The sequence below is a fragment of the Pseudoduganella sp. genome (genome assembly GCF_041914865.1).
In the GTDB taxonomy this organism is placed as follows: domain Bacteria; phylum Pseudomonadota; class Gammaproteobacteria; order Burkholderiales; family Burkholderiaceae_D; genus Rugamonas.
Window position 1 is genome coordinate 45,417 of the sequence record NZ_JAYSCO010000007.1, and the last position, 21,710, is coordinate 67,126.

General features: G+C 58.6%; 20 protein-coding genes and 1 tRNA gene. 9 read left to right on the forward strand and 12 right to left on the reverse strand.

The window, feature by feature from the left end:
- Positions 1-25: 25 nt before the first annotated feature.
- The gene (locus ACE3TQ_RS05110) at positions 26-709 is read left to right on the forward strand and encodes a hypothetical protein (RefSeq protein WP_374580881.1); all 684 of its coding nucleotides are present in this window, start codon (positions 26-28) and stop codon (positions 707-709) included.
- A gap of 175 nt (positions 710-884) precedes the next feature.
- Here ACE3TQ_RS05110 and ACE3TQ_RS05115 read toward each other — a convergent pair whose 3' ends face one another.
- Both ACE3TQ_RS05115 and ACE3TQ_RS05120 read right to left on the reverse strand, forming a co-directional pair.
- Positions 885-2,291 carry a hypothetical protein gene (locus ACE3TQ_RS05115; RefSeq protein ID WP_374580882.1) on the reverse strand — a complete coding sequence of 469 codons (1,407 nt, stop codon included), beginning with the start codon at positions 2,289-2,291 and terminating at the stop codon, positions 885-887.
- Positions 2,292-2,370: 79 nt separating this feature from the next.
- Positions 2,371-2,700 carry a helix-turn-helix transcriptional regulator gene (locus ACE3TQ_RS05120; RefSeq protein ID WP_374580883.1) on the reverse strand — a complete coding sequence of 110 codons (330 nt, stop codon included), beginning with the start codon at positions 2,698-2,700 and terminating at the stop codon, positions 2,371-2,373.
- A 395-nt stretch (positions 2,701-3,095) separates the two neighbouring features.
- On the opposite strand from ACE3TQ_RS05120, the gene ACE3TQ_RS05125 reads away from it, so the two are divergent.
- From ACE3TQ_RS05125 to ACE3TQ_RS05135, 3 genes are all read left to right on the forward strand, one after another.
- Complete coding sequence (locus ACE3TQ_RS05125) at positions 3,096-3,296, forward strand: helix-turn-helix transcriptional regulator (RefSeq protein WP_374580884.1); 201 nt, start codon at positions 3,096-3,098, stop codon at positions 3,294-3,296.
- 214 nt (positions 3,297-3,510) lie between these two features.
- Complete coding sequence (locus ACE3TQ_RS05130) at positions 3,511-4,629, forward strand: SH3 domain-containing protein (protein ID WP_374580885.1); 1,119 nt, start codon at positions 3,511-3,513, stop codon at positions 4,627-4,629.
- Between the two features lie 75 nt (positions 4,630-4,704).
- On the forward strand, positions 4,705-5,457 hold the full coding sequence (locus tag ACE3TQ_RS05135; protein WP_374580886.1) for a hypothetical protein: 753 nt from the start codon (positions 4,705-4,707) through the stop codon (positions 5,455-5,457).
- A 113-nt stretch (positions 5,458-5,570) separates the two neighbouring features.
- Here the strand turns inward: ACE3TQ_RS05135 and ACE3TQ_RS05140 are convergent, their stop codons facing one another.
- The 7 genes from ACE3TQ_RS05140 to ACE3TQ_RS05170 all read right to left on the reverse strand — a co-directional run bounded on the left by ACE3TQ_RS05140 (position 5,571) and on the right by ACE3TQ_RS05170 (position 11,948).
- Positions 5,571-6,581 (reverse strand): IS110 family transposase, encoded by a 1,011-nt coding sequence (locus ACE3TQ_RS05140; protein ID WP_374580887.1) that lies wholly within the window; start codon positions 6,579-6,581, stop codon positions 5,571-5,573.
- Positions 6,582-6,864: 283 nt separating this feature from the next.
- Positions 6,865-7,935: a hypothetical protein gene (locus ACE3TQ_RS05145; RefSeq protein WP_374580888.1), complete on the reverse strand. Its 1,071-nt coding sequence runs from the start codon at positions 7,933-7,935 to the stop codon at positions 6,865-6,867.
- Between the two features lie 441 nt (positions 7,936-8,376).
- Positions 8,377-8,466, reverse strand: a tRNA-Ser gene (locus ACE3TQ_RS05150).
- A 70-nt stretch (positions 8,467-8,536) separates the two neighbouring features.
- Positions 8,537-8,962 carry a BLUF domain-containing protein gene (locus ACE3TQ_RS05155; RefSeq protein ID WP_374580889.1) on the reverse strand — a complete coding sequence of 142 codons (426 nt, stop codon included), beginning with the start codon at positions 8,960-8,962 and terminating at the stop codon, positions 8,537-8,539.
- A 23-nt stretch (positions 8,963-8,985) separates the two neighbouring features.
- Positions 8,986-9,693 carry a GTP cyclohydrolase I gene (gene folE, locus ACE3TQ_RS05160; protein ID WP_374580890.1) on the reverse strand — a complete coding sequence of 236 codons (708 nt, stop codon included), beginning with the start codon at positions 9,691-9,693 and terminating at the stop codon, positions 8,986-8,988.
- Between the two features lie 41 nt (positions 9,694-9,734).
- Positions 9,735-10,238, reverse strand: coding sequence for a TspO/MBR family protein (locus ACE3TQ_RS05165; protein ID WP_374580891.1), 504 nt, complete (start codon positions 10,236-10,238; stop codon positions 9,735-9,737).
- A 102-nt stretch (positions 10,239-10,340) separates the two neighbouring features.
- Complete coding sequence (locus ACE3TQ_RS05170; protein ID WP_374580892.1) at positions 10,341-11,948, reverse strand: methyl-accepting chemotaxis protein; 1,608 nt, start codon at positions 11,946-11,948, stop codon at positions 10,341-10,343.
- Between the two features lie 115 nt (positions 11,949-12,063).
- On the opposite strand from ACE3TQ_RS05170, the gene ACE3TQ_RS05175 reads away from it, so the two are divergent.
- On the forward strand, positions 12,064-12,948 hold the full coding sequence (locus ACE3TQ_RS05175; protein WP_374580893.1) for a LysR family transcriptional regulator: 885 nt from the start codon (positions 12,064-12,066) through the stop codon (positions 12,946-12,948).
- An 80-nt stretch (positions 12,949-13,028) separates the two neighbouring features.
- Here ACE3TQ_RS05175 and ACE3TQ_RS05180 read toward each other — a convergent pair whose 3' ends face one another.
- Positions 13,029-14,030: a LacI family DNA-binding transcriptional regulator gene (locus tag ACE3TQ_RS05180; protein ID WP_374580894.1), complete on the reverse strand. Its 1,002-nt coding sequence runs from the start codon at positions 14,028-14,030 to the stop codon at positions 13,029-13,031.
- 205 nt (positions 14,031-14,235) lie between these two features.
- Here ACE3TQ_RS05180 and ACE3TQ_RS05185 point away from each other — a divergent pair, with 205 nt between their 5' ends.
- The 3 genes from ACE3TQ_RS05185 to ACE3TQ_RS05195 all read left to right on the forward strand — a co-directional run bounded on the left by ACE3TQ_RS05185 (position 14,236) and on the right by ACE3TQ_RS05195 (position 19,283).
- Positions 14,236-16,605 (forward strand): TonB-dependent receptor, encoded by a 2,370-nt coding sequence (locus ACE3TQ_RS05185; protein ID WP_374580895.1) that lies wholly within the window; start codon positions 14,236-14,238, stop codon positions 16,603-16,605.
- Positions 16,606-16,680: 75 nt separating this feature from the next.
- Positions 16,681-17,982: a GH1 family beta-glucosidase gene (locus ACE3TQ_RS05190; RefSeq protein ID WP_374580896.1), complete on the forward strand. Its 1,302-nt coding sequence runs from the start codon at positions 16,681-16,683 to the stop codon at positions 17,980-17,982.
- Complete coding sequence (locus ACE3TQ_RS05195; RefSeq protein ID WP_374580897.1) at positions 17,979-19,283, forward strand: MFS transporter; 1,305 nt, start codon at positions 17,979-17,981, stop codon at positions 19,281-19,283. Before ACE3TQ_RS05190 ends, ACE3TQ_RS05195 begins: the two co-directional genes overlap by 4 nt.
- Here ACE3TQ_RS05195 and ACE3TQ_RS05200 read toward each other — a convergent pair.
- Complete coding sequence (locus ACE3TQ_RS05200) at positions 19,252-19,803, reverse strand: DUF6624 domain-containing protein (RefSeq protein ID WP_374580898.1); 552 nt, start codon at positions 19,801-19,803, stop codon at positions 19,252-19,254. The two genes, ACE3TQ_RS05195 and ACE3TQ_RS05200, sit on opposite strands and share 32 nt — an antisense overlap.
- Positions 19,804-19,840: 37 nt before the next feature.
- A complete protein-coding gene (locus ACE3TQ_RS05205; RefSeq protein ID WP_374580899.1) occupies positions 19,841-20,641 on the reverse strand; it encodes an alpha/beta fold hydrolase in 801 nt (266 codons plus the stop codon).
- Positions 20,642-20,783: 142 nt separating this feature from the next.
- Between ACE3TQ_RS05205 and ACE3TQ_RS05210 the strand changes: the two genes are divergently transcribed.
- The gene (locus ACE3TQ_RS05210) at positions 20,784-21,680 is read left to right on the forward strand and encodes a ribose-phosphate pyrophosphokinase (protein WP_374580900.1); all 897 of its coding nucleotides are present in this window, start codon (positions 20,784-20,786) and stop codon (positions 21,678-21,680) included.
- The last annotated feature ends 30 nt before the right edge of the window (positions 21,681-21,710 follow it).

The window sequence follows — 21,710 nt, forward strand, 5'->3', positions numbered from 1 at the left end:
TCAATGTAGCTTAAGGAAGGCAATAATGAAGATGCTGGCTGTAGCCCTATCGATTGGGATGTCAGGGGCCTATGCGCAGTCGCCCATTCCGATCGAGCACATTATCGCCTCAAGCAGCAACCGGGTTTCGCGGTATATCGACGAACAGATCTCTAATTCGTTTGACGAGGAGACCATAGCTGGCAGCGTTAAGACGTTCGTCCAGAAAGAGGGCGACGTTGTTCATAACGAACGGAAGGCAAAGCTCTCCGACTTGGGCTTCCATTGCCAAGAAAACGGATGCATGTATATCGGCGTGCATATGAGCGAAAACCGCGCGGTCGATTCGCTCATGTTTTTGGCGGTGGAGATTCATATCGGTGTGAACTACGCGGCCTCGCCAATCGAAGTTTTTGTTCAACCAACAAGTATCCGGAAAAACTCTTCCACGCTGAGAGGATCGATGATCGGTGAGTTCCTACACCTGCATGCGCCGACTGACACCGCAAGTGGATTTCCCAATTTGGTTCATTCCTTCCTAACGGAAGCGCCTGCCGACCTCGAAAAAGCCGGTTTTATTTGTTTTGATCTCTGTCGCTACGAAGGCGTACAGTCCAGAACTATTTATAACAAGGGAGTCAGAAGCACAGAGAGGTACAAGTATTCGATTCGGATCGGCGAATCGCGGAAACGAGCGGAGATCGATGCCAAGCAAGAAAGGATCGACTGAACAGACGGATAAAGGTCGTGCTAGAAAAACAAAAAACGCTTGGTTACAGGAATTTGTTTCAAAATTCTGGCGGAGCGGTGGCAGTCGAACAAGCTGCTGAAAGCCGCATGAATAATGTGTTTGGCATGCTGAAGTACAAAAATATGCCCCCAAACATGCCCCCAAAAAAGATTTCTTAGCTCCAAACAGACTTGGTAAACGCTGCGCGTCGGGCCGATAGCACGCGGTCCCTCGCATACCACGGATCAATCTTCAATGCCTCAGGCGATAACAAAGTTTCGCTCAAAGGTATGTCCAGGATGGCAAGGATAATTCGCTCCATCAACAGGCTCAAATGGTAGGTAGCAAGGACCAGGCTATCATTGTTGACAGAAGTTCCGCCAGAGTGGGAAAGTTTATCACGGATTTTCACCAGGCCTGGCTCGGCCTCACTGCCGTACAGCGGCCATAAGTCAGACCGTGCAACCTTCCAATTGTCCAACACCTCTTCAATTTCAATTCGCAGATCAACCTTGGGACCATTTTCGACGCTATTAATAAAGCCATTAACTCGCTCGGCCGCTGCTCCGGATAGTTCTTTATGGGCGAATTTCAATGCCACTAGAACTTCGTCCCTTGCTTTTAGTACTTCGGCAGACGGAACTTTACTCGTCAGCTTTCTACAGCTTTCTAATCCATAGAACATTGCACGGAACCGCTCCTCATCGCCTAAGTGGTTATAAGGAGATAGGCCGAGAGCGATTTTTTCGACCGTTCTCTTTAACTTTGGCGCAAGCTTAGAAAAGTTCACACATGCGCGCTGCATGACATTCTCCAACTGCGATTCCTGCACCAGATATTCATATGGCTGCATGGCAAAATTCTTCGGTAGAATAGGCGCGAATGGCTGCCGAACTATCTCACGAATCGTAGCCCCTTGTTCTTCCCACCCGTTGACCGCTAATCGTTGCCTGAGGAATACAGAAGGGATTGAAAGCGCCGAACGTATTTGCTCGGCGGCGCTATCAATATTGAAACCCTTTGGCAAGTCTTTGAGTTCTAGAAGAAAGCTGCACGCCCCCTTTGAAGTGACGTTATCGACGTTATGCCAAAAGCGCCACTGTCTTAAAAACGTTCCGTGACCAAGTTCGGGAAGGTCAAGTGAAAAAAGTTCCTCAATTCGCGTATAGTCCTTCGAATCAACTAATTTTCCTTTCTTGCTTTTCAGATACTGAGCGTCGCTTAATGAAATATTAATAACACGAGAAGCCTGCGAAATTGGAATGGCGTGAATTACTTCAACCTCTCCTACATGTTTGATCTCCATCTCAGCGAGCCCGGTCTGGCGATTAAATTCGAAGTGGATGCTGTGATAATGAATGTCCCGAATTGTTACTTGTCTTCCGTAACGGTCGTTGCCAGAGAGATTTAGGGGATTCGGAAGCGACTGCCTTCCAGCAATCTGCGCAACGCTAATGTGAATTTCAGTCCTTTGCCATGTGGCGTCTGGTAGAGTCAGCCTGCAAGATGCAGGAAATTCATGCCCGTTGGCACTTGTTATCACACCATCAAAATCGAAATTTTGCTGCTCTGAGGAAATCATGGCGGTGCACCCGTTTATTGACATGCTTGCATCATAACTTAACCCCCAGGGGGAGTTTCTTGCTCGCGAAAAGGTTGGCCTAACCTGACGGTTTCCGATTACCCTGCTCAGCCGTTTGATCTACCCCTCGCTGTATGGAAGCACTCGCTTTTGGCGCGTGCATTTCGTCCGCAGCTTTAAGAACTTTGCGAAATGCTTTTGTGCTTCCAGTGTTTGGTGGGGGCGGCAAGTCGGAAACAGGACGGTCTTCAGCCCAGGCTTCCACCTCTCGCAACAGCCAGCCTACACGGCAGGATGACAGCTTGCGCGGCGGGGGGAACTGCTTTTCGCGCACCAGTTCCTGAATGGTGGCAGTGCTGAGGGTGAGTACTTCGGCAACTTCGGTGAGGCTGAGGAATAGCGCTTTCATGGCATGGACCTTTGAACGAATGGACACGCCCAATCTTCGCCTGGTAGAACGCGCTTCGCCGGCGTTCCGCTTCTATCAACAACACTGTAGCGATCGCCGCACCACTTGAGCTGACGACAATCGGGCCATACACCGCGAAAGTTTATTTTGAGCGCTTTAATGCTCCCCATGGCGTCGGAAAGCTCCTGTTTGGCGAGCATATTTCGCGGCATGCCCCCGGGCGAAACGAAGTGGATACGCAGATCGAAGCGCTGCGAGAACCAGGCCCCTCTGTACTCCGTCGTATCGGTTCAGCGCTGAGCCTACGCCCAACGCCGGAAGCGTAAGTCCAGCGGGACAGAAGAATTCAACGGCGCCGACGACCAGTTGGCGCCTTCAGTTTTGGAGACAAAAATATGTCATCTGAAAACGGAAGTAGTCTCTGGCGAATTCAAACCGTCACAGAGAGAACCGGGTTATCGCGGGCTGAAATCTACCGCAGAATGCGGCTCGGGCAATTCCCCGGATCAATCAAGCTGGGCGTGCGCCTAGTTGCTTGGAAATCTTCAGACGTGGAGGCGTGGATCAAATCGCTCACCGCATACGTCCACAGGTAGAAAGAGGCTTCATTTAGCCTAAGCGTGACCTACAACATTGCGGGATCAATTCCCGCAATGTTCTCGGCGCAAAGTTGCGTATTGGCTTAGCAGCTTCAGTCTCCACGACCCAAATACTTGGGATTGCTCAGAAAGCAATTTCACTTGTACACTGCGATTTTCCGCGCGGGCACTTCGGCCAGCGCAATTCACAGGTGTATTGCAAAGGACGATCATGGATCTGCCGCGCGACCAATTTGAGCACATAAGAAAACTTACCGAACAATATTCCGCGGCGGAGCGGGCCTTACTGCAGGCGCAAGCGGTAGATCCGTATTTTCAGCTCAGAAAAAGTATGGGAGCGGCGGTGTTCGACGCAATTTTCGAGCGCAATCACTCGCCATTGGCCAAGGCCTACGAGAGAGTCCAAAAACAGATAAACGAAGCGCAACGCATCACTGATCAGCTTCGCATCTATGACCAAGTCGATCGACGAGCCACGAACCTCGATCATTTGGGGGCTTCCGAATGGCGCTGGATCGAGGCGGTGCGTAAGGCTGTCACACCGATTAACCCATGGTCTGATCTAGCGGGCGCCGCAACGTCTACGTCGGCGCTTCAGAAGTACCAAGCGTTTCACTTAGATGGCTCACTCGGAATATTGGCTCAGGCGCTCGCTGAATCCACGCGCCTGGAGCGTGCTACTGACCAATGGTCAAGTATCGAGAGAATATTAAGTACAGTACAGGCGTTGCAGGATGAGCGCGACCACTGGGCATTGAATGGTGGCGAAAGTTTCCAGTCGGAGTTGGGCGGGGCTGGTAGCGAAATTATTGCTGCCGTCGTACCGCACGAAGCTGATGCTAGTTTAAGTGAGCTCGCGGGACTTTTGGACGCCATTTTGCAGGAAGTTCGATCCAACAAATCAGATCCCCACCAAGCAGCCATTTTCTGGACAAGGGTTTTCCCCTGTCTCTTTGCGCTCTTACTTTTCGCCCTAACACCGATTTGGGACACGTATGTAAAGCGAGCGATAGAGCGCTTCGATCCGATCCCTGCGACCCAACCAGCGCGCGAGGCTAATAGGTCTGTTAGTTTGCAGGCTCGAGAGTTTAAGCTGACGCCAATGTTGCTCAGTGAACTGAGGTTCGTCGATTGCCACAAGAAGGGTCTTGAGCTCCGCACCACTCCACGTAAGAGTGCTCCCGCACTTCCGATGATGATTCCACGAGGTCAGCCTGTTCAGGTGCTCGAAATGAAAGACAGCTGGACAAAAATTCGGTGGACGGATTCAGAGCAGAGCTTTGTGGTGGAGGGATGGGTGTTCACTCGATATCTGAAGAAGTTTACGTAAGTGCGGCCGCTTCCGTCGGCAGACGGCGTATAGATAACACGTTTTCAGACAACTGACATAGAACATTCCAATACGATGGACTACAACCAACTCTTTGCGCTTGTACTTCAATATGCAGGTCTTCTCGGTATCACTGCGATCGGTGTCGCTGGGGCGGCGTTTGGGTTGTTCAAGTGGTTTGGTGGGAAGTGGCTTGAAAACAAGTTCACCGAACGACTACAGAATTTGAAAGCGGAGCAGGATCAGGCCATTCGGATGGTCCAATCAACAATAGACCGCGAAGTACACCGCGCCAAGAAGCTCTATGACAATGAGTTCACCGCGCTATCGGAATCCTGGCGATTATTGCGAACCGCTTACGACCTGTCGGCATCAACGATCGGCTCGATGCAAGCAAACGTCGGACGTATGAACGAGGCGGAACTTGAGCGGCACCTCGTGAAGCGAGGTATGGAGGAGTGGCAGCGCGCGGAGCTGCAAGCTCTGGAAGGAGAGGAGCGCCAGGACGAGTACTGGAGATGGTCTGAGTGGCAAAGGGCTGTCGAGTGCGACAAGACGTGGCGCGAATGTCGGCGGCAGATCGACTCGACCAGCATTTTCTTTCCGGCTGGCTTCACGGAGAAGTTCCGCGCTATCAACGAAATGATCTGCGCAAGCAACGTGGAGTTCGAGGAGCGCATCCGACAACACAAAGTTCCTCAGTATGGCGTGACGCTCGATCGCTTTGAATCGACGAAGAAGCTGCGCGCGGAAGGACTTGTGATGATGGACGAATTGGAAGGGATGGTCCGTAACAGGCTGTGGTCAGTAGCTAAAGAAGGTGACTAGAACCCGCGACAACACAGACGGAACTCGCAAGCTCATGCCTACCCCTTCCATCGATGCGACAGGCGCCGGCGGGGGCAATGGAACGGAAGCTGTCATCCATACGCCGCGCCATGTCAGATACTGTCTTGCTTTTCAAGTTGTCGGTCCATGTAGTCGGACCTAAATGCGATTCCCGATTTGACAATGGCGTACATGAGGTGAACTAGCTTCCGCATGACTGCGCCGATTACGGCCTTCTTGGCCAGGCCGTTGGCATGAAGGCGTTCGGCGAATATTCGCAATGCAGGATTGTGATGGCTTGCCACGACAGCTGGCATGTAGAGCGCGCTTCGAGTCGCACGGTTTCCTGTTCGACTCATGGTCGTGCGACCTCGCACAGCTATGCCTGAAGTTCGCTGCCGAGGGCTCACTCCAAGATGGGCGGCTAAAGCCTTCGCGCTAGTGAATCGATGCATGTCACCCACATGGCCTAGCATTACAGCGGCAGTAGTCTTGCCAATACCCGGAATGCTGGTCATTAGTTCTGCATCGCGTTTCAGGTTGGGATGCCGATCGATATGATCGTCAATATCGTGCTCTATCTGTTTTATTTGAGAATTTAGCCAAATCACATGCTGCTGGATATGAGCAACCAATTCGGCATTCGCAGCAATGTTGCACGCTTCGATTCGATTCTCCTCTTGCAGACGCATGTCCTTCAAGGCCCTTAGACGATCACACCAGGCCTTTAGCCGGCGTTGTTCAGGGGGCGGTGCCTCCCATGGATCGGGGTGCATCATGGCGCAATATCTGGCAATCAAGGCAGCATCGATGCCATCGTTCTTATTGCGCACCAGCTCGCTTTGGCCAAAGCCTTTGATGCGGGCCGGATTCACAATACTCACCGTTAAGCCAAGCGCATGTAGGCCCGTGGCGACTGGCTCGCTATAAACCCCAGTCGATTCCATGCAGAGCAGGCAATCGTCCAGCGTAATCTTCTGCTTCGTTAGCCACGCCTTCAGTTCGTGATAACCAGCAGTTGAGTTGCTTACAGCCTTACTACGAATTTTCCCGTCTACCAGTAAAGCAACGTCAAGCTTATGCTTGCTGACATCGATCCCAACGGCGACAAATTCCCTGTCCATGATCTTCCCTCCTCGTATTCAGGCTTAAGCGCATTGCTGTAGCCTCGGATACCGTCCGGACTTTTAAATGGAATGGGCAAGGGCACCAATCTGACAAACAGGGTCATGCCCTAAGATCAATTCATGTGTCACCTCGCCCAGCCGTGCCATGATGGGAACTACTTTTTACGTGGTCGGCCTTCTCAATATACGAGATCAAGTCTGAACTAGCAGGCATTCGAACTTAACTCTATGGTAGCTGCTTTAGGCAGGGAGGTGTCCAGCTGCATCGAATTGCCGACCCTTACTTCCGCCCCTTGAATTGCGCCGTAAAGTTGTCTTCAAAATCGTAATTTGGCTGCATGATAAAGGCCCAAAGCGGTAGCTCCAGCCCCTTCAAGTCCTTGGGGATGCCAGGGCTGAACGCATCGGGATCTAGGTCGATGTCAAGTGCGGACACTTTCCCATCCTCTACCGTGTGTTCGGCAAAGGCAGCGCTTATCATCGAGCTCAACTCACCGATAAAAACGAACGGCTGGCCTTCTGACAGATTTTCTGCGCTCGATGTTAGTACAACGCCCTGCAGTTTTCCGTCTTCGATAACAGCGTGGGACGTCATCTCCCACCGGCCATAACGCATAAGATAGAACGCAATCTGTTGACAGGCTTGGTCGGCTAATGCAATTCCGCCAGCGTGCATTTTCGCGCTGCGGAAGGTGATCACAGCTTCGCCACCTTTCAGAGGATTTGCCTCTTCCGGGTTTCCCATAAGTTCCAGGCGGAGATCAGGAATTGTCGCGAGATGTACGTCGCCAAGCGTGGCCATTTCGCTTTTTGCCAACGCGCTGGCCATCGTGATTTCGAGGCAGTCATCCGAACGAACGAATGCTTTCGGCGACAGCAATGCCCATCGTCCAAAACTAGAAAAATACACTGCAATTTTCAGTTCGGTCCCATCGAACTTCGCATACCTTTCTAGCTTTTCGAAGGCGTCGATTTTGAGCTTAAAGGGTTTAACCATGTCTTTCGCCCTGAAGTTCTTGACCTCAACGAGCATTCGCGTGCCATCATTCAGAATGAGTCTGTAGTCGGGAGCTTGGATCTCTCCACCAGCGCTGAAGACTTCCCCAGAATCCTCCGTTTTGATAACAGCGCAATTCCCTAACGCGCCAGCAACATAGGCGAAGAGCGCCTCGGTTCGCTTCCCATGCAGCATGGTTGGCTTCGCTTGCGCGCCCTGGAGAGATTCCATCATTACCGAAGCGAACGTTTCCATTCCTTGTGGATCATTTAGGCGCAAGCCTTTTTTCCGCCCGATCGCAGTGTAATTCTCAAGAGCAGCGAATTTAAGGGGGTCCCGCTCCATGCGCTTCATGTTGCCCTTTCGTTTTGAGTCAGCATCGTTACTGCCTAAGAATTGTTCAGTCTTTATTGGATGAGCCACCGGCAATTCTCGCACATCCCCACATCCGCATTGATCGAGACAACTGTAAGGATTTGCCGGCGCCGGGAGGGGGCGCAGGGAATGCTCTTCGCGCCCAATTCCAGGGGAGCGGATGGTCAGCGGGCGTCGCCGACATCGACACGAAGGGACGTGGTGCTGGCCGTCGTTGGGCTGTCCCGGTTCTGTCCCGGCTCTGTACCGGTAAATTTATATACTTTCCGGGACAACTTTAACGAAGTAACCCCCAAACATGTCCCCAAAAAGCTGAGCTGTCAAGGCACGAGTTGGCACCCGTAGGCACAAAAAAACCCGCGTTCTCATAGGGAGGGGTGCGGGTTCCGGTACGGGTTGAAACGTGTTGGTTCTAGGTTTTGGCGGAAGCGGTGAGATTCGAACTCACGAACGGGATTAACCGTCGGCAGTTTTCAAGACTGCTGCCTTCAACCACTCGGCCACGCTTCCGGAGTGCAGCATTATACAGAATTCACCTCACCACGGCCAAGCCTTAAGCGAAATCACGGACCCGCTGCGCTCAGGCCCCGCCGTGGACTGCGGCGGAGGAAGCCAATTCCTCGATCAGGGCGAGCGTGCTGCTTGCCGGCATGGCGTACGGGTCGAATACCGGCAGGGGCGAGTAGCGCAGCACCGTGGCGGCGTTCAGTTTGTCGAGGTTGGTCTGGCCCATCACCCAGCCCGAGTAATGCCGCTCCTGGATTTCGGCATAGTGCAGCAAGGTCACGTCGACGTGGCGCGGGTCGCGCAGGATGCGTGCGTAGAGCTGGTTGACCTGTTCGCGTCCGCCTTCCAGCAATTGCAGGAAGTAGTGCTGGCTGTGGCACAACACGCCCGTGATGCCGGCGTCCGGATTATGTTGCCTTGCCTTTTGCAGGATGGCGTTGACGGTGGCCGTGTCAGCGCCGTACACCGCGCGGCTTGCGTAAAGAAGTTTCACGAGCATATTCGGCTCCTGGTGAAGGGCGGTCAGCGTTTGATCAGGGACAGGAATTCTCTGCGCAATGCGGGGTCCTTGAGGAAGGAGCCGAGCATGACGCTGTTGACCATCAGTGCGTCGGTGTCTTTCACGCCGCGCCAGTGCATGCAGAAGTGTTCGGCCTCCATGATGACGGCCAGTCCGTCCGGCTGCATTTTTTCCTGCAGCAGGTCGGCCAGCTGCTTCACGGCTTCCTCCTGGATCTGCGGGCGGTTCATCACCCACGCGGCAAGGCGCGCATATTTCGACAGCCCGATCAGGTTGGAGTGCTGGTTGGGCATGACGCCTATCCAGACCTTGCCCATGATCGGGCAGAAGTGGTGCGAACAGGCGCTGCGCACGGTGACCGGGCCGATGATCATCAGCTCATTCAGGTGGGCGACGTTGGGGAATTCGGTTACGGCCGGTTCGGGTGTGTAGCGTCCGCCGAAGACTTCTTGGAGGTACATCTTGGCGACGCGGCGCGCCGTGTCCTGGGTATTGTGGTCGCTGCTGGTGTCGATCACCAGGCTTTCCAGCACGCCTTGCATGCGCTGGCTGACTTCATCGAGCAGTTCCTCCAGTTCGCCGGGGACGATGTGGTGCGCGATGTTGTCGTTGGCGTGAAAGCGCTCTTTGCTTGCAAGAAGGCGGGCGCGGATGCGGGCCGATACCGGCATCGCTTCGGTTTCGCTGACTGGTACGTAGGTCGTGGCCATGATGTGTGCTTGGGCTGACGTTGGACGGGGCGGCTGGCGCATCAGCCCAGCAGGCCGGGATTGAGCTGCCAGATGCGGTAGCAAAGAACGCCGGCGAAGCTGACCCAGGCCAGGTAGGGGACCAGCAGCAGCGCTGCCAGGCGGTCGCGCCGCGCAAAGAGCGCCATCGTGGCCGCAATCGCCAGCCACAGGACGACGATGCACAAACTGGCCTTGGCGCCGAGGTGCCAGGCGAAGAACAGCCAGCTCCACAGGCTGTTGAGCACCAGCTGGGACAGGTACACCAGTGCGGCCGTGAGGCGGCCGGCGCCTGGTTCACGCCATGCGCGCCAGGCGGCAATGCCCATCAGGGTGTAAAGAATGGTCCAGACAGGCCCAAACAGCCAGGCTGGCGGCGCCCATTCGGGCCGCACGAGTTGGGCGTAAAACGCGGGGGCGGTGGCCGAGCCGGCGGCGCCGATTGCGGCGAAGGCGAACGTCACCACCAGCCAGACGGCAAGGGCGAAATAGGACGGGCGGCCGGGGTTTGTCGTTAAGGCGGTCATCTTTTTGATGGAGTCGAGTTTTCCCTGCCGCCCATGGTACTACTAATGAGTAATAAATGCTACTGATTAGTAGCATCCGTGCTCGACGCCGCCGTCCAGGCCTTACGCCAGGGCCAGGCGCGGTGCGCTGGCCGGTGCGCGCAGGGCAGGGCGCTGTTCGTTGCCGTGCAGGCGGAACACGCTGACGGCCTGCGCCAAGTGGCTGGCCTGGTCCTGCATGGCTTGCGCTGCGGCGGCAGCTTCCTCGACCAGGGCGGCGTTCTGCTGGGTGACGGAGTCCATCTGGATCACGGCTTCGTTGATCTGCTCGATGCCAGCGGTCTGTTCGGCGCTGGCGGTGGTGATTTCGCCCATGATGTCCGCCACGCGCTGGATGCTCTGCACGATTTCCTGCATGGTGCTGCCGGCCTGGTCGACCAGTTTGGTGCCGGTATCGACCTTGCCGACGGAGTCGTCGATCAGGGCTTTGATTTCCTTGGCGGCAGCGGCCGAGCGCTGGGCCAGCGTGCGTACTTCGGTGGCCACCACGGCAAAGCCGCGGCCCTGGTCGCCGGCGCGCGCTGCTTCCACGGCGGCGTTCAGCGCCAGGATGTTAGTCTGGAAGGCGATGCCGTCGATGACGGCGATGATGTCGACGATTTTCGTGGAGGACTCGTTGATCGAACCCATGGTCTGCACCACTTGCGACACCACCACGCCGCCGCGTGCCGCGATATCGCTGGCGCTGTTGGCCAGGGCGTTGGCTTGCAGCGCATTGTCGGAGTTCTGGCGCACGGTGGAAGTCAGTTCTTCCATCGAGGATGCGGTTTCTTCCAGCGAGCTGGCTTGTTCTTCGGTGCGTGCCGACAGGTCGATATTGCCGGTGGCGATCTGGCCGGAGGCGCTGGCTATGGTTTCGGTGCCGCTGCGGACTTCGCCCACGATCTTCACCAGGCTGTCGTTCATGTCCTTCAGCGCGCCGAGCAATTGGCCGGTTTCGTCGCTGCTCTTTACGCGGATGTCGCTGGTCAGGTCGCCGGCGGCCACGGTCTGTGCCACGACCACTGCCTCCTGCAGCGAGCGCGAAATCAGGCGCGCCACGAAGTAGGCCAGGCCGATAGCCAAGACGATCGAGCCGGCCAGCAGCGTAATGATCCAGCCGCGCGAGGCGGCGTAGGTCACGTCGCCCAGCTCATTCGCGGCATTGGCGCCGGCTTCGTTGACGGCGACGATCTTGGCGATGTGGGCTTCCATCTCGTTGAAGACGCGCAGGGCGTCGCCGCGCAGCAGGGCCAGCGCTTCATCGGTCTTGTTCTCGCGCGACAGTGCAAGGGCGCGTGCCTGCTGCGCCAGGTAGGTGTCGAGCAGCTGTTTGAACTCGCCGTAGGTTTTCTTTTCCTCCGGCTCGCTGATCAGCGCTTCGTACGCGGCCTGGTCCTGGTGGATCTTGTCCGTCATGGTGGCCACGGTCTTGTCGTAATTTGCCTTGCCTTCAGCGTCGTCGGACAGCAGGTGCTGCAGGGCGCCGCTGCGTACGCGTGCCACGCCGTATTTCAGTTCAGTGGCCGATTTAATGGCGGGCATCCAGTTGGTCGCCAGATCTGTAGCAGTGGCGTTCACCTTGGCCAGCTGCAGCACCGCGAACACGCCGAGGAATGCCGTCAGCAGCAGCACTGCGACGAAGGATAACAATAGTTTGTTAGCAATCTTGAGGTTATTGAACCAATTCATGATATTTCCCCGGAGTGTTTTTGAGATTGGCCGAAATATACTTTTGGTGTAGATTTTTGGCGAGTCAGCCGCGCAAATACATTCCATTAAAAAATCGAATAGGAAAGACGGCCCAATGCTGGAATTGCGTTTATTGCAGGTCTTCGACGAGATAATCAAGGGGCGCAGCGTTTCGCGCGCGGCCGAAAATCTTGGAATAGGGCAGCCGGCCGTCAGTGTCGCTTTGTCAAAATTGCGAGAACATTTTGGCGACCCTTTATTCGTCAGGATCGGCAATGTAATGGAGCCGACGCCCCTGGCGCGCGACCTGGAGCAGCCGGTACTGGACGCCTTGCATGCGCTGGACAAGGTGTATACCCATCGTGCCGGATTTGATCCGGCTACATCAAACCGCAAATTCGCGATTTGCATGTCCGATATTAGCCAGCTTGTTCTATTGCCAAAGTTACTCAGGTATTTGCGAAAATATTCACCCGGCGTGCAAATCGAAATATTGCCGCAAATGGAAGAAACGGCGAAATTGCTGGAAACGGGAGAGGCCGACCTGGCCTTTGGCTATATGCCACAGCTGGATGCGGGTTTTTATGAGCAGACTTTATTCCGCCAGCGTTATGTGTGCATGGCCAGCGCCGACCACCCGCGCGTGCGCGACAGCATCTCGCTGGAGCAATTCCAGTCCGAGCGCCACGCGGTGGTGAATTTCACCAGCCTGGCGCCGCAAATCCTGGAACGCGAAGTGGCGCGCCAGGACATCCGCCACGAGGTGGCGCTGCGCGTGCCCAGCTACCTGAGCATTCCCATCGTGGTTGAAACCACCGACTTGATCGTGACCATGCCCGAGCTGCTGGTGGAGCTGTTTGTGGGGCGCGGGCGCTTCAAGGCGTTCCCGGTGCCGTTCGAATTGCCGGAATTCTCAATTAAGCAGCACTGGCATGAACGCTACCACCACGACCCCGGCAATATGTGGCTGCGCCAGACCATCTTTGACCTCATAAGATAGACAGGGGGACTGCTTGAAACTGCGAGGCATCGCTGGCGCGGCGATGTTCTTTTCCATGCCTGGCGACGTGGTGCGTTCGCTTAAGTGAAGCGGCGGGTGGTTTCTCGCACCACCAGTTCCACCGGCGGGATCGAGCCTTCGACCGTTTCGCCGTTGATCAGGCGCAGCATGGAGTGAACCGCAGTCTGGCCGATCACGTACAGCGGCTGGCGCACCGTGGTCAGCGGCGGCGTGGTGTAGGAGGAGCCGGGCAGGTCGTCGAAGCCGACCAGCGATACGTCGTCCGGCACCCGGATGCCTTTGCGGTACAGGAAAAGGCGCGCGCCGTAGGCCGTCTGGTCGTTCACCGCGAACACTGCGGTGAAGGGCTCGCGGCTGTCGTACAGGCGGTTCATGGCCAGCAGGCCGCCGCCTTCATGCAGCGTGCCTTCCACCACCAGCGCCGGATCGAAGGGGATGTCGGCTTCTTTCAGCGCACGCTTGTAGCCAGCCAGGCGCTCCACCGAGTCGCGGTTTTCCGCCGGGCCGCTCAGGTGGGCGATGCGGCGATGCCCCAATTCGACCAGGTGGCGCACGGCCAGCCAGGCGCCATGCTCGTTATCCAGCTTATAGCCGATGGCGCGCTCGGTCTGCAGCACGCGGCCCAGCGAGACGATAGGGCGCTGTTCGGCGAAGCGCAGTACCGTGTCGTCGGTCATGCGGCCGGTTAGCAGGATGACGCCGTCCACTTTGCGCGCCAGCAGCAGGCGGATGCGCTCTGCTTCCTCGTCCGCATTCCAGTGGCCGCTGACGATCACCGACGCGTAGCCGGTGCCTTTCAGTCCATCGTCCACGCCATGCAGGATCTCGTCGAAGAAGGGCGAGGCAATGTCTTGCACCACAATCCCGATCGTCATCGAGCGGCCATGCTTCAGGCTTTGCGCCATCTGGTTGGGCGCGAAGTTCAATTCGCTGATGGCGGCCAGCACGGCCTGGCGTTTGTCGTCGGCCACCTTGGCGGTGCCGTTCAGGATGCGCGAGACAGTGGCGGGGGAGACGCCGGCGCGGCGGGCGACATCGGTGAGCGTGGCGGGGGCGTTCAAGGGTTGTTCTCTTCCTGAAAAGCTTTTCACGCGAGATTACCAGAAAACCAACGCCGTGCACAGCAGCCTTATGGCGCTGCTGCCCGCGCCGTGCCTGGTTCCTACCATGATAAAAATTCTGTTGACTTTTTATTTTGTCAAAATGTACTATGAAATCGTTTTCAAGAAAAAAGAAATCGTTTTCATACCTACAACGGAGACAACAATGAAGTTTTCTGCAATCCAGGTCGGGGTGCTGGCCCTGCTCGCCTCAACCAATGGCGCCTATGCGCAACAAGCCGCTGCACCTGCCGCTCCTGCGGCCAACAACGAATCCACCGTCGTGCCGGAAGTGCTGATCACGGCGACCAAGCGCACCACCTCCCTGCAAAAGACCCCGGTGGCCGTCACCGCCCTTGACGCAGCCGCGTTGGAAGATGCCCACGTGCAGACCATCCAGGACGTAACCCACCTGGTGCCAAGCTTCCAGGCCACCGGCCAGGGCGACCACGGCGTGATCACCATGACCATGCGCGGCGTCGGCAACGACTCCGCCAAGACCGAATACGCCGACCCGGAAGTGGCATTCTTCGTGGATGGCATTTACTCGCCGCGGCCGGAGGGCGCCACCGCGCTGCTGTTCGACGTGGACGCGATTGAAGTGCTGCGCGGCCCGCAAGGCACGCTGTGGGGCCGCAACTCCACCGTCGGCGCGGTGAACATGCAGACCGTCAAGCCCAAGCTGGGCGTGGTGTCGGGCAGCGTGTCGGGCGGCCTGGGCGACTACTCCCGCCTGGCTGCGCGCGCCGCGCTCAACGTGCCGACCGGCGAGCACTCCGCGCTGCGCGTGGCAACGATCCACGAAGAGCACGACGGCTACGTGAAGTACCAGACCTTGCCGAACATTTCCATCGCCGACCAGCGTGCCGCCTACCTGGCCAGCGGCGGCGATCCGGCCAAGTTCAAGCCGATCAACCCGAACAACTACGTCACCAACGGCCCGCGCTACAACGCGCAGAACCAGAGCGGTGTACGCGTGAGCTGGCTGTACCAGCCGAGCGAGCGCCTGAAGTGGAATATTTCCTACGAGCGCTTCCAGGACCGCGGCACGCCGAGCATGAACCTGATGCAGACCCCGCGCGCGGGCCAGGACGAATGGTCGGCCCTGATCGACACCGCGCCTTACCTGCACCGCAATGTGAACACCTTCCGCAGCCGCGTCGACTACGCCGTGAGCCCGGACATTGCGCTGGCCTACATCGCGGGCCATTCCAAGTTCTCCGGTTCGTCCACCTACGACCAGGATGGTGGCCGCGTGCTGCCGACCAGCTTCACCACTGGCGGCGACTTCCAGGCCAATAACACCGTGTGGTCGCGCTACAGCAGCAACAGCCATGAGCTGCAGCTGCAATCGACCGGTTCCCGCGAAGTGGACTGGCAGGTCGGCGCCTACTATGCGGCGGAAGACAACGGCATCCGCTTCGACATCCCGATCATGCACGGCACCCAGGACGGCAGCGTGGTGTGGCAGGGTTCCTTCATCCAGCCGAAAGAAACGGTGGATTCGCGCGCCATCTTCGGCCAGGCAACCTGGAACATGGCGGGCGGCTGGCACCTGACCGGCGGCTTGCGCTACACCTCCGACAAGCGCACCAACCAGGGCGGCAACGGCTACACCTGGAACTACGACCCGAACGTGCCGCAGCTGCCGCTCACGCCGAACATCGACCCGACCAAGCCGGGCCAGGGCTACAACCCGAGCGTACCGTCGAACGATGGCCGTTATAAAGGCAGCAAGGTGACCGGCCTGGCGCGCCTGAGCTACGACATCGACAAGAACCACATGCTGTACGCGAGCGTCTCCACCGGCTACAAGTCGGGCGGCCTGCAGGATGGCGGCCGCACCTACGGCGCGGAGACCCTGACCAACTACGAGTTCGGCAGTAAGAGCACCTTCCTGGGCGGCGCCCTGCGCATCAATAACGCCGCCTACTACCTGGACTTCAAGGACTTCCAGTTCTCGTCCCCGGTCACCAATCCGGACGGCTCGCACACCTTCGTCACCAGCAATGTGGACGGTGCCAAGGTCTGGGGCCTGGAGTCCGAAATCCAGGCCAAGCTGTCGCCGGACGACAAAGTGGCGCTGGCGCTGGCCTACACCAACACCAAACTGGGCTATCTGGTGGCCGGCTCCAACGACTATTCGCTGCCGTTCTGCCCAGAGCTGAACGCCACCTGCCTGGACGTGACCGGCAATACCATGCCGCACGCGCCCAAGTTCTCGATGCAGCTGAACTACCAGCACACCTTCCGCCTGGCGGACGGCAACTCCCTGGTGCCGCGCATCTCGGCGCACTACGAAACCAAGTCCGAGCTGTCGGTATTCAACCTGGGACCGGAAGACCAGCAGAAGGCCTACACCAAGTTCGACATCGGCCTGCGCTACCAGGGGCCGAAGCAGTTCTGGGTGGACGCATTCGTGCGCAATGTCGGCGACAAGCGCATCAAGACCAGCGCCATGAATGGCAGCAATGTGTGGGTAGCGCAGTACCTGCCACCACGCACCATCGGTGTTAACGCGGGCATCGACTTCTAAGCCCGTGGCAACAGGCCTGCCTCGTCCCCCGGGGCAGGCCACCTCTCACTCCCAGCATCTACCAAAGAAATAAGCATGAAAGACAAACGCCTGCCGCCCGACTTCCTCTGGGGCGTAGCCACCAGCGCCTTCCAGATCGAGGGCGCCAACCAGGAAGACGGCAAAGGCCTCTCAATCTGGGACGTATTCTGCAGCACGCCCGGCAAGATCAAAGACGGCAGCGACGGCAGCGTCGCCTGCGACCATTACCACCGCTACCGCGAGGATGTCGGCATCATCGACTCGCTCGGCGTGGACGCCTACCGCTTCTCCATTGCCTGGTCGCGTGTGCAGCCGCAGGGCAAGGGCGCCTGGAATGAAGCCGGCTTCGCCTTCTACGAGCGCCTGCTCGACGAGCTGGAAGCCAAGGGCAAGCAAGCCTACGTCACCCTCTACCATTGGGACCTGCCGCAAGGCCTGCAGGAAGAAGGCGGCTGGCTCAATCGCGACACCTGCTTCCACTTCGCCGCCTACGCCGCCGAAGTCGCGCGCCGCTTTGGCGACCGCGTCGCCAGCATCGCCACCCACAATGAACCCTGGTGCACCGCAAACCTTGGCTACGGCAACGGCCAGTTCGCGCCCGGCGTGCGCGACGCCAAGGCCGCCGTGCAGGTGTCGCACCACCTGCTGCTGTCGCACGGCCTGGCTATGGCCGCCATGCGTGCTGTCGGCAAGAAGGCCAAGCTGGGCATCGTCCTGAACCAGTGGACCGCCGACCCGGCCACCGACAGCGCGGCCGACCGCGACCTGGCCGAGTGGGAGTATGCGCGTTCGGTACAATGGTTCATGGACCCCATTTTCAAAGGACGCTATCCCGAGCTGGCTCTGCGCGGCCACGGCGCCAACGCTCCGCATATTGAGCCGGGCGACATGGCGGCGATCCAGCAGCCGATCGATTTCCTGGGCGTGAACTACTACTTCCGCGCCTTCTGCAGCGCCGAAGACCCGCCGCGCACGCCGCCGCTGGAAAACGGCCGCACCGACATGGGTTGGGAAATCTACCCGCAAGGCCTGACCGAATTGCTGCTCAAGCTGAAAGGCGAGTACGCGCTGCCGCCCATCTATATCACCGAGAACGGCATGGCCAGCAGCACGCCCGAACATGACGAGGAGCGCATTTCCTTCGTCAAACGCCACTTCGACGCCATGGCCAGCGCCATGGAGCAGGGCGTGGACGTGCGCGGCTACTTCATGTGGAGCCTGCTGGACAACTTTGAATGGGATTCCGGCTACGCCAAGCGGTTCGGCATCGTCCACGTCGACTACACCACCCAGAAGCGCACGCTGAAAGACAGCGCGCACTGGTACCGCGAATTCATCAAGGCCCAACGTTCATGAACCGCTCGCCGCTGCTGTGGGTGCCCTCCGGCTACTTCTCAATGGCCATGGGCTACATCATGCTGACCAGCGTCACCGCCATCATGTTCAAGAACCTGGGCATGGACAACGGCCAGGCGGCCCAGTATTCCAGCATGCTGATCCTGGCCTACACCATCAAACCGCTGTTCGCGCCGGTGGTGGAGATGTACCGCACCAAGAAGTTCTTCGTCATCTGCATGCAGCTGCTGCTGGGTCTGGGCTTCGGCGCCGTGGCCCTGGTCATGGGCATGCCGGGCGCCATGGCGATGATGATGGTGCTGTTCTGGATCATGTCCTTTATCGGCGCCACCATGGACATTGCGAGCGATGGCGTCTATGTCACATCGCTCGACTCGCGCAGCCAGTCGCTGTATTGCGGCGTGCAGGGCCTGAGCTGGAACATCGGCCCAGTGGTGGCGTCCGGCGTACTGGTCTACCTGAGCGGCTATCTGCACACCTCTTACGGCATGGATTGGCTGGGCGCCTGGCGCGTGGTGTTCATCTCGGTGGCGGTGCTGCTGCTGGCGATGACGGCATGGCACTGGCGCGTCATGCCGGAAGGCGCGCGCGCCGCCGATACGCCGGAAAGCCTGGGCCAGGCCGCCTTCATCCTGCGCGACGCTTTCAAGACCTTCTTCGAAAAGCGCGGCGTCTGGACCATGATGGCGTTTGCCCTGTTGTACCGTGTGTCGATTGGCCTGCTGGAGAAGATCGGCCCCTTCTTCATGGTCGATCCGGTTGAGAAGGGCGGCCTGGGCATGTCGAATGAGCTGCTTGGCATCGTCTACGGCACTTACGGCTTGCTGGCCGTGCTGGCCGGCTCGCTGGCCGGCGGCTGGTACCTGGCCCGGCATGGCCTGAAGCCGGTGCTGTTCAAGCTGTGCTGCGTGCTGAACATCCCGATTGCCACCTTCCTGCTGATGGCGATCTACCAGCCCAGCAACCTGTGGGTGATTGGCGCCGGCGTGGTGATCGAAAAGTTCACCTTCGGCTTCGGCTCGGTCGGTTTCATGATCTACCTGATGCAGCAACTGGCGCCGGGCAAGTACACCACCACCCACTACGCCTTCGGCACCGGTCTGATGGGCCTGTGCGGCATGTTGACCGGCATTGTGAGCGGCCACCTGCAGGAGGCCATGGGCTACGTCAATTACTTCTGGCTGGTGATGGCGGCGACCATCCCATCCTTCATCGTCACCTGGTACGCGCCGTTCCATCACGGCGAACAAACCGCGCCCGCAGCACCGGTCAAGGAGCTGTGCGAGAGCAGTACTGGGTGACCTTGATGACGTACTCGGCCTGCGGACCCAGGCCGACTGAGGCCCGGCGCTGGTCAAGGCCGGCCGGGTCTTCGACTTCGAAGGCGACCCACTGGCCCGCGTCATTGCAACTGCCTTGCGTGCCGTAGCGTTGCGGTGTCGTGACGCGGTCGTGCAGGTAGGCGATATTGCGCAGCTCGACCTCGCCGGGCGGCAGCTTCTCCAGCATGGCAAGGACCGCGCGCTGGAAGTCGCGGTCCTCGTCCGCATGCTGCGCCAGCAGCCAGGCTGCCCGGGCACCGGTTTTGCCGACCTTCGAAATGGACGGCCAGCCATGCTGGGCGATGATTTCCTTCAGGCGCTGCGTGTTGGCGCGATCCACCGCGCTGAATTTTTCCATGTCGATTGGATTGGCGGTGCGCACCGCCTGGTCCTGCTCCTCCATCTGCAGCAGTTCGCGCTGCAAGACTGGGTTGATATCGGCGTTGGCGGTGGCGACCGCCAGCAGGCTGGCGATCAGTGCGATGATGGTTTTATTCATCTCGTGATGATGCTTTATTTGCAACCATAGCGCAACCTTAACCGCAGCGCAGGGCAGGCGGGCGCTTGGTGTCGCGGGCGTTGATCACGTCGCGGATCGCGTTGGTCACTACTTCGGGCGTGGCCAACTGCATCTGATGGTCGGAATCCACGATCACCTTGCAGGCCTTGGGGTACATGGCTTTCACCATATTGCGCGTCTTTTCGTCATTGTTGGTCACGCCCAGGTCCACAGGAATCGCCCCTGGACCTTTGGGCACATTAATCAGGCGCACCATCGGGATATCGTCGTTCCACGGCAGGTCGAGCACGGCCTGGCTGGTGCTGTGGATCTGGTCCACTTCTGCCTCCATCGCCGCATTCATGAACAGGTACTTCGCCCAGCGCGTCGTAAGCGGGAAGTCTTCCGGCTTCTTGACTATGCCGGGGTAGAGCGCATCGACCAGCACCACGCCCTGCACCTCCTGCGGATAGCTGCGCGCATATAGCTGCATGTACAAGCCGCCCAGCGAATGGCCGACCAGCACATAAGGCGGCTGCAAGCCTTGCTCGCGCAGCAGCTGGCGCAATTCCTCCACCACGGTCTTGCCGTCGCGCGGCGTGGACGGCTTGTCGCTCTTGCCGTAGCCGGGACGGTTATAGGCGAAAACCGTCGCCTCTTTCGCCACATCGGGGATCACCTTGTCCCATTTATCCATGGTGCTGCGGGAGCCGTTTTCAAAAACGACGGTGGCGGCTGCCCCCGGCTTCACGATTTTCAGCACTTCTACCGCGCTGTGTGCGTTGGCGCTTGCCAGCAGTGCGGCGAGCAGGGGGATGGCGTATCGGGTGGTCGGCATGAACGGCTCCAGAATAAGTAACGGCGTGATTCTGGCTGCTCGCGGACCCGGGCGCCGGGTCGCTGCGACAGGCTGCAATTTCCGATATCTGGATTGCAATAATGAAGGGTAGAATAAGATTTTGCCCTCCAAGGAGCCGACGATGACGCCTATCTTGTTCGCACTGCCCGGCAACGAAGCCTGCACCGCCCAATTGGCGGCTTTGTTAGGCTGGGAGCAGGGCAGCTTGCAGGTAAGGCGTTTCCCGGATGGTGAATCCTACGTGCGCTACCACTCGGACGTGGCAGGGCGCCAAGTGGTCCTGGTCTGCACCCTGGACCGCCCGGACGACCGTTTCATGCCCATGTACTTCGCCGCCAGCATTGCGCGCGAGCTGGGCGCGGCCAGCGTGGGCCTGGTGGCGCCATACCTGGCGTATATGCGGCACGACGCCATCTTCAACCCGGGCGAAGGCATCACCTCCGGCCATTTTGCGCGCCTGGTATCGGGCGTCTTCCACTGGATGGTGACGATCGACCCGCACCTGCACCGCCACCACGACCTGGCCGAGATCTACACGATCCCGACCCGCGTGGTGCGCGCCGCGCCCGCCATCTCGGCGTGGATTGCCGCCAATGTGCCGCAGCCGCTGGTGATCGGCCCCGATTCCGAAAGCGAGCAATGGGCGGCGGAAGTGGCGCGCGGCGCCGGCTGCCCCTGCATCGTGCTGGAGAAGGTGCGGCGCGGCGACCACGATGTGGAGGTCTCGGTGCCGGACACCGAACGCTGGCAGCACCACACCCCCGTCATCGTTGACGATATTGCATCAACCGCCCGCACCATGATTGCCGCCGTCGGCCATGTGCGCAAGGCAGGCTTGCCGGCGCCGGTCTGCGTCGCCGTGCACCCGCTGTTCGCCGGCAGCGCCTACGAAGACCTGGTGGCCGCCGGCGTGGCCCGTACCGCCAGCTGCGACACCGTGCCGCACAGCAGCAACGCCATCGCTGTCGCATCCTTGCTGGCGCCGGCGGTGGCAGACATGACACGCGCCGCCGCCTAAGCTATATTCCTGCCTATGTGGAATTGGATC

What these genes read in the sequence shown, in the direction of transcription:
- ACE3TQ_RS05130 (WP_374580885.1), top strand. Translation starts at nt 3,511, where the DNA reads ATGGATCTGCCGCGCGACCAATTTGAGCACATAAGAAAACTTACCGAA.
- ACE3TQ_RS05140 (WP_374580887.1), bottom strand. Translation starts at nt 6,581, where the DNA reads ATGGACAGGGAATTTGTCGCCGTTGGGATCGATGTCAGCAAGCATAAG.
- ACE3TQ_RS05155 (WP_374580889.1), bottom strand. Translation starts at nt 8,962, where the DNA reads ATGCTCGTGAAACTTCTTTACGCAAGCCGCGCGGTGTACGGCGCTGAC.
- ACE3TQ_RS05165 (WP_374580891.1), bottom strand. Translation starts at nt 10,238, where the DNA reads ATGACCGCCTTAACGACAAACCCCGGCCGCCCGTCCTATTTCGCCCTT.
- ACE3TQ_RS05110 (WP_374580881.1), top strand. Translation starts at nt 26, where the DNA reads ATGAAGATGCTGGCTGTAGCCCTATCGATTGGGATGTCAGGGGCCTAT.
- ACE3TQ_RS05125 (WP_374580884.1), top strand. Translation starts at nt 3,096, where the DNA reads ATGTCATCTGAAAACGGAAGTAGTCTCTGGCGAATTCAAACCGTCACA.
- ACE3TQ_RS05185 (WP_374580895.1), top strand. Translation starts at nt 14,236, where the DNA reads ATGAAGTTTTCTGCAATCCAGGTCGGGGTGCTGGCCCTGCTCGCCTCA.
- ACE3TQ_RS05135 (WP_374580886.1), top strand. Translation starts at nt 4,705, where the DNA reads ATGGACTACAACCAACTCTTTGCGCTTGTACTTCAATATGCAGGTCTT.
- ACE3TQ_RS05145 (WP_374580888.1), bottom strand. Translation starts at nt 7,935, where the DNA reads ATGAAGCGCATGGAGCGGGACCCCCTTAAATTCGCTGCTCTTGAGAAT.
- ACE3TQ_RS05115 (WP_374580882.1), bottom strand. Translation starts at nt 2,291, where the DNA reads ATGATTTCCTCAGAGCAGCAAAATTTCGATTTTGATGGTGTGATAACA.
- ACE3TQ_RS05175 (WP_374580893.1), top strand. Translation starts at nt 12,064, where the DNA reads ATGCTGGAATTGCGTTTATTGCAGGTCTTCGACGAGATAATCAAGGGG.
- ACE3TQ_RS05190 (WP_374580896.1), top strand. Translation starts at nt 16,681, where the DNA reads ATGAAAGACAAACGCCTGCCGCCCGACTTCCTCTGGGGCGTAGCCACC.
- ACE3TQ_RS05195 (WP_374580897.1), top strand. Translation starts at nt 17,979, where the DNA reads ATGAACCGCTCGCCGCTGCTGTGGGTGCCCTCCGGCTACTTCTCAATG.
- ACE3TQ_RS05210 (WP_374580900.1), top strand. Translation starts at nt 20,784, where the DNA reads ATGACGCCTATCTTGTTCGCACTGCCCGGCAACGAAGCCTGCACCGCC.
- ACE3TQ_RS05120 (WP_374580883.1), bottom strand. Translation starts at nt 2,700, where the DNA reads ATGAAAGCGCTATTCCTCAGCCTCACCGAAGTTGCCGAAGTACTCACC.
- ACE3TQ_RS05205 (WP_374580899.1), bottom strand. Translation starts at nt 20,641, where the DNA reads ATGCCGACCACCCGATACGCCATCCCCCTGCTCGCCGCACTGCTGGCA.
- ACE3TQ_RS05170 (WP_374580892.1), bottom strand. Translation starts at nt 11,948, where the DNA reads ATGAATTGGTTCAATAACCTCAAGATTGCTAACAAACTATTGTTATCC.
- folE (WP_374580890.1), bottom strand. Translation starts at nt 9,693, where the DNA reads ATGGCCACGACCTACGTACCAGTCAGCGAAACCGAAGCGATGCCGGTA.
- ACE3TQ_RS05200 (WP_374580898.1), bottom strand. Translation starts at nt 19,803, where the DNA reads ATGAATAAAACCATCATCGCACTGATCGCCAGCCTGCTGGCGGTCGCC.